9 protein-coding genes and 1 pseudogene are annotated in these 10,195 nt (G+C 33.2%); 6 read left to right on the forward strand and 4 right to left on the reverse strand.

Translation table 11 applies throughout. The features are described 5' to 3' along the window. Positions 1-96: 96 nt before the first annotated feature. On the reverse strand, positions 97-2,457 hold the full coding sequence (pheT, locus tag JR312_RS04550) for a phenylalanine--tRNA ligase subunit beta (RefSeq protein ID WP_416647835.1): 2,361 nt from the start codon (positions 2,455-2,457) through the stop codon (positions 97-99). A gap of 112 nt (positions 2,458-2,569) precedes the next feature. Beyond that, complete coding sequence (locus tag JR312_RS04555) at positions 2,570-2,839, reverse strand: hypothetical protein (protein ID WP_264330963.1); 270 nt, start codon at positions 2,837-2,839, stop codon at positions 2,570-2,572. 217 nt (positions 2,840-3,056) lie between these two features. Between JR312_RS04555 and JR312_RS04560 the strand changes: the two genes are divergently transcribed. Genes JR312_RS04560 through JR312_RS04585 form a run of 6 tightly spaced genes read left to right on the forward strand, consistent with a single transcriptional unit; the run spans position 3,057 to position 7,749 of the window. After that, positions 3,057-3,782, forward strand: coding sequence for a F0F1 ATP synthase subunit A (locus JR312_RS04560; protein ID WP_416647836.1), 726 nt, complete (start codon positions 3,057-3,059; stop codon positions 3,780-3,782). A 59-nt stretch (positions 3,783-3,841) separates the two neighbouring features. Next, the gene (locus tag JR312_RS04565; RefSeq protein ID WP_006014985.1) at positions 3,842-4,069 is read left to right on the forward strand and encodes a F0F1 ATP synthase subunit C; all 228 of its coding nucleotides are present in this window, start codon (positions 3,842-3,844) and stop codon (positions 4,067-4,069) included. Between the two features lie 3 nt (positions 4,070-4,072). Further along, positions 4,073-4,552: a F0F1 ATP synthase subunit B family protein gene (locus JR312_RS04570; protein WP_416647837.1), complete on the forward strand. Its 480-nt coding sequence runs from the start codon at positions 4,073-4,075 to the stop codon at positions 4,550-4,552. A gap of 7 nt (positions 4,553-4,559) precedes the next feature. Further along, complete coding sequence (locus JR312_RS04575) at positions 4,560-5,036, forward strand: F0F1 ATP synthase subunit B family protein (RefSeq protein WP_416647838.1); 477 nt, start codon at positions 4,560-4,562, stop codon at positions 5,034-5,036. Between the two features lie 5 nt (positions 5,037-5,041). Further along, a complete protein-coding gene (locus JR312_RS04580) occupies positions 5,042-6,631 on the forward strand; it encodes a glycosyltransferase family 2 protein (RefSeq protein WP_416647839.1) in 1,590 nt (529 codons plus the stop codon). Then, entirely contained in the window at positions 6,613-7,749 is a 1,137-nt protein-coding gene (locus JR312_RS04585) for a COX15/CtaA family protein (RefSeq protein WP_416647840.1), read from the forward strand. The genes JR312_RS04580 and JR312_RS04585 overlap by 19 nt, the downstream gene beginning before the upstream one ends. On the opposite strand, the gene JR312_RS04590 is transcribed toward JR312_RS04585, so the two are convergent. Together JR312_RS04590 and JR312_RS04595 are read right to left on the reverse strand one after the other, a co-directional pair. Beyond that, positions 7,732-9,711: an ATP-binding protein gene (locus tag JR312_RS04590; RefSeq protein ID WP_416647841.1), complete on the reverse strand. Its 1,980-nt coding sequence runs from the start codon at positions 9,709-9,711 to the stop codon at positions 7,732-7,734. The two genes, JR312_RS04585 and JR312_RS04590, sit on opposite strands and share 18 nt — an antisense overlap. A 61-nt stretch (positions 9,712-9,772) precedes the next feature. Beyond that, positions 9,773-10,057 (reverse strand): annotated as a pseudogene (locus JR312_RS04595) (ankyrin repeat domain-containing protein); the annotation flags it as partial. Positions 10,058-10,195: the final 138 nt, after the last annotated feature.

Genomic DNA, 10,195 nt, shown 5'->3' on the forward strand with positions numbered 1-10,195 from the left:
ATGACAGGATATTTGTTTCTAATTCTTTATAATCTACCAAACCAGTAGTTCTATTTGCTTGACTCATATCAAACCTCCATCTTTTATATCAATTTATTACTTTTTTTTCGGTTTGACACACTTTTTTGAACGTTCCCTTCCTTCAGTATTTTTACACACTAAGTTGACTATCATATTTGATTCTTTTTGGATTTCCTCTTCAGTTAAAGTGTGAGTTGGAGAGCAGAAAGTAACTGAAAATGCTATAGACATCTTATTCGATTCTATATTGTTTCCATGATATACATCAAATATCAAAACTTCTGTGATGAGCTCTGAGCTTTTTTTCACCATATTGATTATATTACCTGCTGCTACATCTTTATTTACAATAAATGCAAAGTCGCGTTTTACACTTTGATATTTATAATCGATAAATTTTTTCTTACTTACAGGTAAATTTTCAATATTTTCTAATATCAACTCAAAGCCTACAACTTTTTGTTTGATGTTAAAAAAATTCAGTATACTTGGATGCAGTTCTCCAAAATAACCAACTATTTTACTTCTAAAAGATAAGGTACCTGACTTTCCTGGGTGGTAATATTCTTTTTCTGCTCTCTCTATTGCTAAATTATCACAATTGACATTAAAAAGTTCCAAAGCTGTTATGAGGTCAGCCTTTGCGTCAAAAACATCTACTTTCCTGTCAGTGTTATAATGGTTTCGTGGTAGATTATTTCCTGACCTGATTCCGCTTAAAACATACTTAGACTGAGCTTCATCATTATAAATTGGTCCAATTTCAAAAATTGCAAAATCAAGTGTACCATGGGCAGTATTATCTGCAGTAACTTTCAACAAATTTGGTATGATACTTGGTCTCATTATATTAAAGTCATTATTAAATGGGTTATCGATAATAAATAATTTATTCAAGTAACCAAACTTTTCAGATGTTGATTCACTCATAAAAGACCAAGTTATCACTTCATGAAACCCTCTGCTCGTCATAAAAATGCGCAAATCATCTTGTGTCTCTTCTTCTACTGTAACGTCTTCTGCTAGTGGCTCTTCCTTTATTTTATCATAGCTGTATATTCTTACTGCCTCTTCAACTAAGTCAGCAGGTATGGTTACGTCCGATCTCCAGGTTGGTACATGTATGCTCCAATTATTTTCAGTTCTTTTATCAATACTAAACCCTAATTTTGTTAGAATATTGAATAATTCATCAGGTGATGCAGATACACTTCCAAGTTTGTTTACATCTTGATAATCGAAATTTATCTTGGTATCAGCCTTATTCAGATTGCCAGCAGACACTACACTTGACACTTCTCCACCACATAAATCTAAAATCATCTGGGCTGCAAGATTGAGTCCATCAAGGGTAAAACTAGGGTCAACTGAACGTGCAAACCTGTAACTTGAGTCTGTGGAGATGCTTAGCTGCCTTGAAGATTTAGTGATAGAAATAGGGTCAAACCAAGCAGACTCTAAAAAGATGTCAGTAGTTTCAAGAGTGCATTCACTGTACTTACTACCCATAACTCCAGCAATTGCATGAACATTTTTATCATCAGAAATAACGCTTATGTCTTTGTTCAATAAGTATTCTTTATCATTTAAACCAATAAATTTTTCTCCATCGTTTGCTTTACGTACTGTGAGCTCTCCTTCTATTTTTTTTGCATTATATGCATGCATTGGGCGATTAAAGGATATCATGATGTAATTAGTAATATCAACTATTGCAGAAATGGAGCGCATTCCTATCGATTCCAATTTATCTTTCAGCCATTTTGGGCTCTCTTTATTTTTTACATTGGTGATGTATATTCCACTAATAAAGCTCTCCCCATCGATGACTTTGACGTTTATTGGTGAGGCCATAGAATAGGTAAGTTGTGTAATGCTTAAAGTCTTGAGTGTCCCAATTCCAGTTGCTGCTAGATCACGTGCTATTCCATAAACACCTAGGCAATCTCCACGATTTGGAGTGACATTTATATCAATTACAGGATCACAATTGAAAAATTTATCTTCTACTTTATAATCATCAGAAAGCTCAATGATTCCTTCACTTTCATCTTGAGTCAGCGCAAGTTCGAAAGCAGAGCAGAGCATTCCTTCACTTAACACTCCTCGTATTTTTGCAAGCTTAATTGTGAAGTCACTTTTTGGTAATGTGCTGCCAAGAGATGCAAGTACGGTTTTCATTCCTTCTCTAACATTCTTTGCTCCACAGACTATCTGCAGAACTTTACTTCCATCATTTACTTTGCATAGCTTTAGTTTATCAGCATCTGGATGAGGTGCGATTTCTAATATTTCTGCAACAATAAACCCAGCCAATTTAGCATTGTCGATCACATCTTCTACTTCCAATCCTATGTGAGTTAGCTTATCAGTAATTTCTTCTAAACTGGCATTGGCTTCTAGATGATCTAGTAACCAAGATAATGTGAACTTCATTTATTTAACAGAAAATAAAAAAGTTATTGTAATGTAAAATATAATGATTTTAAAGCTTGTTGTAGTGAGTAGCTTCTCTAATTGTAAAAAACGAAGGAGAAGCCTACTTTTTCTACAAAGAAAGAATTTTCTTTATATCACCCTTATAATCCATCTCCATGCAGAGTTGAATATTCATATTGTGATCATCTATATGGAAATTATAAATGTAAGCATCGCCGGTGAAATTTCCTATAATATCATGGTTTTCATCTAGCATTTCACCTGCCATGTGGAAAAGACCAGTGTCTGGATTAGAAGAATAATCTGTAAACTTGACATAACCGTTGCCACATTCTTGTTCTAAATTTAAAGGTGGATTAGTAAAATCTATTTCGTTCATAATTGCCTCATATTAAAATTAAATTATAGTTAAAATAAGATGTTAAGTCAAGAATTTAGAATAAGATTGGTAGCTGACTATAATTTGCATTTTAATTGTATATTTTGTTAATATGTTAATGCTATAATAATACAGAGCTCCCTATGATCAATTCTTGACTTTATTCTATAAAATTTATACTTTATTTACTTCTGCAGTTTAAGTATACAGGGTCAAAATGGCGTTAAATCCGCTAGAACAATTTAAAGTATATACAATAATAGAGCTACCAAAGTTATTTGGATATGACATAAGCTTTACCAATTCATCTCTTTTTATGATGATTTCGGTAATATTGGCAGTACTCTTTTTGCTTCTTGGAGTAAGAAAAGGGGCAGTAATACCAGGATATTTGCAGGCCGCAGTTGAATATGTATATGATTTTGTTATTTCAATAATAGAAAATAACACTGGAAGTAAGAGTCTAAAACATATTCCATTGATATTTACAGTATTTATTTTCATTTTATCATGTAATTTAGTTGGTGTTCTGCCTTATAGTTTCACGGTCACAAGTCATGTAATAGTCACTTTTGCTTTGTCGATGGTGGCTTTTATTTATATAACGATTGTTGGGTTTAAGGAAAGAGGAGTAGGATTTTTGCGCATATTGCTACCAAAAGGAACTCCTTCGTGGCTTGCGCCTATAATAATTATTATTAAGTTATTTGCTTATTTAGTAAGACCGATTAGCCTATCAGTAAGGCTTGCAGCAAATATGATTGCGGGTCATACGATCATTAAAGTGACAGCAGGATTTATCGTAAATATGAACATATTTTTTACACCTGCACCTTTTTTGTTTATAATTGCACTAATAGGATTTGAAGTATTTGTTGCAGTTTTGCAAGCTTATATATTTACTATATTAACATGTGTATATTTGTCAGATGCAGTAAAGTAATTGACTTCCTTGCAGAATATTTTACAATTATATTATAAAGAAATAGTTAAAGGTAATATATGGATTTAGTGGCTTTAAAATTTATAGCAATTGGTTTGGCTGTATTTGGAATGCTCGGTGCTGGTTTAGGTATAGCTAATATCTTCTCTGCTATGTTAAATGGGATTGCGAGAAACCCTGAGTCAGAAGGTAAAATGAAAAGTTACGTTTATATTGGTGCTGCCATGGTTGAAATCATGGGGTTGCTTGCGTTTGTACTTGCAATGTTATTAATATTTGCTGCTTAACAGATGCCACAGCTTGATGTTTCAACTTTCTCTTCTCAAATTTTTTGGTTTTTGATTTTTTTCTCTTCACTTTTTTTTGTAGTAAGTTGTTTATTCTTACCAAAGTTAGATGAAATAATAAACACTAGGAGTAAAGCAGTATTAGATTCTTTTAGTAGTTCTATTCACCTTTTAAGACGTGCAGAAGAGCAGATTGCCAAGTATGATGCAGCTTTAAATCAAGCTAAAGTACGGGCAAAAAAAATCATAGATGATGCACTTGCTCAGGTGGAAGAAATGAGAGCGAGTGTTAAGAATGTATTAGAAGAGGAAGACAAAAAAATAGTCAAGCTTGTTGAAGAAAGAGTGGCGAAATTTAAATCTAAGTATATTAGTGAGTTAAAACAAATGGCTACTAGTATTGCTTTAATTTACTACACTAAGTTAACTAATTCTGAAATTGAAGAGGAATTTGTTGCTGACTTGGTGTCCAAAGAATTTTAGGGTTTTTATGTCTACATTACTAGTTATCAGTCTTGCTTTTTTAGTAGGTTTTATCCTTTCGTATAAATTGCTAAGGAAGGTAATAAAAAACGCACTTAACAATAAACGTAACAAAAGCAAGTTTTCAAGTGAAGAAACTGAAAAATTCAGAAAAGATATGTTGGAGTATTACAAAAAATCTTCTGAAAAATACAAAAAATTAGATGCAGAAGTTAACAAAATGATGAATGAAGCACTTGATAAGGCTAATAGTATTATTAAGCATAATAGACAGCAACTCGATCAAACGTTAGATGAAAATGCCCATTCTAATTTGAAGAAAGTTACTGACCAAGTTGAAAAAGCTCTTGGGGATTTACAAGCTAACACAGCGAGTGTAGCTGCTGATGCTGTAAAAAAAATAATGCATGAACGTAAAGATGATAAGCGTAGTAGTGAGGTTATATCTTCGTTTTCACGTGACTTGAGCAAAAAGTTGCATTAAGTTTAATGCCTGTACTTCAAACTGATAATGTAGAAAAAATTAAATTTGATTCTAGTTTATGCAAAGAACAAGAGAAACTTTTCTACTATAGGTTTAATATAATTCCTTGGCAAAAATTAAATGATACTACTTTTTTTATGGTTGAAGACATAAGCCAAGATATCAACCTTTGGGTCGAATCTCATTACGGTATTGAATATGTATTAATAAAAGCGAATAGTGAACAGATTTTAAATCTTCTTAACTCGCACTTTGGTATTTCAGAATTCGCAAGTAACTACTTATATTATAAGAATCGTAATTTTTCAGCTAAAAGCATTAGGCTCAGTTCAATCTTTTTTTCCTCTTTTTTTGTTATAATTTCGACTTTAACACTGACAAAAAAATATGCATATTTTGCTTTGATGTTGATATTTATAATCGGATGTTCTAGTTCTTTATTCAAATTTGTAACTAAAATTTTTGGCTTGCGTAAAATTTCTAATCAAAAAGCAGATTATGATAAGATGAATGAACCTATATATACTATTTTATTGCCTACTTTTAAAGAGAATGCGGTTATAAAGCAATTGATTAAGAGCATTGAAAGTTTGGATTATCCAAAATCAAAATTAGATGTAAAGCTTGTGATAGAGAGCGATGACCAAGAAATGTTGGCAGCTATAGAAAAATGCACTTTACCACAGTATTTTGAAGTAATAAAAGTGCCTCATTCTCTGCCTAGAACAAAAGCTAAGTCATGCAATTATGCTATGAGCTTTGCTAGAGGAAAGTATGTGGTAATATATGATGCAGATGATAGGCCAGATCCGTTGCAGTTGAAAAAAGCACTAATTGAATTTAATAATGGTGACGAAAAGTTGGCTTGTGTACAGGCGAAATTAAATTACTATAACTTTGGTTGCAATTTTCTTACAAAATTCTTTTCTCTCGAGTATATGAACTGGTTTCAATATTTTTTGCCTGGATTTCAAAAAATGAACATGCCAATACCTTTGGGTGGTAGCAGTAACCATTTTTCAGTGGAAATTTTAAAGAAAGTGCTTTTTTGGGATGCTTACAATGTCACTGAAGACGCTGATCTTGGTTTGAGACTTGCGCAAATGGGATATAAAACCAGGATTATTGATTCAGAAACATTGGAAGAATCACCAACTACTGTGTTTGCTTGGATCAAACAAAGAGCACGCTGGATTAAAGGTTATATGCAAACTTATATCGTTCATTTAAAAAATATAAAATTACTTTTTAAGCACACTGGGCTTAAGGGAGTTTTGCTATTAAACCTTTTTGTTGGTTCCTCAGCTTTTATATTTTTCACGACTCCTTTTTTGTTACTTTCATTGGTGCTGACTCAAATTTTGAATGAATTATTCTTATATTATTTTATAATAGTATACGGTATTAACTTGATTTTTTTGATAATAGCTATCAGACAACAAAAAATGCCTTTTTATTTTTATATAGTATCAATATTTTTTCCCGTCTATAGTCTACTACATAGCGTTGCAGCTTTTCTCGCTTTGTGGGAATTTGTTATTCACCCTCAGCAATGGAATAAAACTCAGCATGGATTATGGAAGCAAAACCTGTAGCTATTTGGCTTTTTCTCTGCTCTCTCATGGTGATTTGCATGGTGGGAATTGGTGGATTTACCAGACTTTCAAAAGCAGGATTGTCAATCACGGAATGGAAACCAATTACCGGAACATTGCCACCGCTGAGTGAACAAGACTGGCTAAAAGAAAAATCAAAATATGAAGCTACACCTGAATATAAAGCATTTAACTATGGTATGAGTATGGAAGAATTCCGCACCATATACTTAATAGAATATGTGCATAGGTTGATCGCAAGGCTGACAGGTTTAGTTTTTATCTTACCATTTATATATTTTACACTAAAAAAAAGAATACCTAAAAATGCAGTAATAAGGTTATCTACAGCACTATTATTTGGGATTTTACAAGCTTTTGCTGGTTGGTATATGGTTAAAAGCGGTTTGGTAGCCAATCCTCATGTTAGTCACTATAAGCTCGCACTTCACTTACTGCTTGCATTGGTTATTTTTGCATTATTGTCATATCAATTTTTTGACTATCAGATAAGTTTACAAAACAAAACTAAGACTAGATGTACTTCAGAATTGCCTTGTGTGAAAAAAAGCAATGTTGTCATCCCAGTACGTGACACTGGAATCTATGCTTTTCTTAAATTTTTTAAATGTAAATGGATCCCAGTGTCACGCACTGGGATGACAGAATTTCAATCCATTAACAGTAGTATATATTACACAACACTTACTCTGATTCTAATCGCAATACAAATAATCTTCGGTGCATTTGTTGCAGGGCTAAATGCTGGTTTAATTTATAATACCTTTCCACTAATGGATGGACAAATTGTTCCAGAAGATTTATTTTACTTACAGCCTGCTTGGCTAAATATCTTTGAAAATAGAGTAACAGTGCAATTCATACACCGGGCATTGGCATTGCTGATATTAGTTCTGACAGCAATACTCACAATAAAAAATGCCAGTATAAAACCATTATATGTTATGCTATTCTCCGTCATCATTCAGGTAATTCTAGGAGTAGTCACTTTGTTGCTGCATATACCAATGGCCATTGCTATAGCCCATCAGATGTTTTCATTTATCTTATTCGGGTCAAGTTTATACTGCTTATGTTATTTAAGAAACCAGACCTAATACTAAATCACCAGCATGTATATTTTTTCCTTCTTTAACAGGGATATTTTTTATCACCATTTCTGATTCAGCACATATTATATTTTCCATTTTCATTGCCTCTACAACAAATAGAGGTTGTCCTACCTCTACATGATCTCCAGCATTTACATGTAATTTAACCAATAAACCAGATATTGGAGATTTCACAGTGTCTACTGAAATCCCTTCTGTTTTGTTGTTTAGCATTAATTTGCTTAGTTTAGCTACATGAGGTTTCAATACACAACATTCAGCTTTCATACCTGCGTGCCTTACGAAATATTTGCTGTCTTGTCTTTCTATTTTAAGTGCTATGTTGGTATCGTCATTAATTGTGATATATAGTAATCTGTAACTTGATTTCCACCTACCTAACACGGAGTATTTATTGTGGTTATATACTGTTGTTAATGTGTTATCTTGATACTTTGCATTTACGGAGTACTCATTATCGTCTATTTTCACTATGAATGCTTCATCTATTGACTTACTGTAATACCTTTCCTCATTTTCTAAGTGAACATACAGTGCAGTAAAAATAAATATTTTAATATATTCCTCTGTGATAAAATCACCTTGAAATCCACTGGGATAATGGTTGGGAATAAATCTTGTGTGGAGTTTTGCTGCAATAAAATTTGGATTATGGAAGATGGATTCTAGAAATTCTATGTTGTTTATTACTTCCCCTATATAGCACTCAGACAAAGCTTTTTGCATTCTGCTGATTGCCTCTATTCTATCTTTTCCATAGGTTATCACCTTTGCAATCATTGAATCGTAGAACATGCTGATTTCTGAACCGCTAGCTACTCCATCATCTATTCTTACATGACCATTTTCATCTGGTTTGTCGTAATATTTGATTCTTCCGCTGGAAGGAAAAAATCTCTTTGATGGATCTTCAGCGCAAATTCTGCTTTCTATTGCAGAGCCAATAAGTTTAATATCATTCTGACCAAATCTTAATTTTTCTCCGCAAGAAATTCTGATCATCTCTTCCACTATATCTATTCCAGTGACAAATTCTGTTACTGGATGCTCAACTTGTAATCTCGTATTTACCTCAAGAAAATAGAAGTTTTGGTTCTTATCTACAACAAACTCGACAGTACCTGCTGAAAAATAATCAACTTGCTTTGCCAAAGAAACACATTGAGCATACATTTTTTGTCTTACTTCTTCACTAATAAATGGGCTTGGTGTTTCTTCTATTATTTTTTGGTTATTCCTCTGTACCGAGCACTCTCTCTCCCTAAGACACACTATATTGCCGTATTTATCTGCAATAATTTGTATTTCGATGTGTCTTGGTAGTTCTATATATTTTTCTATGAAAATACTACCATCTTTAAAACTTTTCTCTGCTTCATTTGTTGCTGATGTAAATGCTAGTTCAATTTCTTTTTTGGAATATACAATTCGCATTCCTTTGCCACCACCGCCTGATGCAGCTTTGAGCATCACAGGAAAACCAATCTCTTCAGCAACGATGGCTGCGTGGGCAGCATCTTCGATCTTACCCATATATCCTGGCACTACATTTACTCCAGCTTTTCTTGCCTCTTCTTTTGCTGTTATTTTATTGGCTGTAACTTCTATTGTTTCTGCACTTGGACCAATGAAATCTATGTTATGTTTTTCCAGAGCACGGGGAAAATCTGGATTTTCTGCTAAAAACCCATAGCCAGGATGAACCGCCTCGGCACCTGTTTCAACTGCTACTTCGCATATTTTTTCGATATTTAAGTAACTAAGATAAGCAGGCGAAGGGCCAATGTGCCTTGACTCATCTGCTTGCTTTACATGCACAGAATTTGCATCTGCATCTGAGTACACAGACACACAAGATATGCCCATCTTGTGCGCAGTTTTGATTATCCTGCAGGTAATCTCCCCTCTGTTCGCTACTAAAATCTTACTATACTTCTTTCTTATCATCTTATCAGTATACTTTCTTAAGTTAAGAAAGTAAATTTCTATATTACTACCTGCAAATACTTCACACTGGGGCTAAACCACTATCTAAAAGTTGCATAACATCAGGATCTGTCACTATAGTACTTTCGTTATAGAGGCCATATACTTCATTACATGCCTTAAATAACAGATATGAAGATCCTCCAGAAGCTATTGTTGCTATTGAAGCCAATGCAAGAGATTGAGAAGCCGAAAATAGAAGATACAAAGATACACACATAGTGATAGCACACACTATAGCTCCTACTATATATAAGCATATATGAAACTTCTTATTACATATAAAGCCACATTTTATATCTGCAATTGGGAACGTTCAAAAAAGTGTGTCAAACCGAAAAAAAAGTAATAAATTGATATAAAAAATGGAGGTTTGATATGAGTCAAGCAAATAGAACTACTGGTTTGGTAGATTATAAAGAATTAGAAACAAATATCCTGTCAT

The sequence above is a fragment of the Wolbachia endosymbiont of Nasonia giraulti genome (assembly GCF_048054155.1).
In the GTDB taxonomy this organism is placed as follows: domain Bacteria; phylum Pseudomonadota; class Alphaproteobacteria; order Rickettsiales; family Anaplasmataceae; genus Wolbachia; species Wolbachia pipientis_C.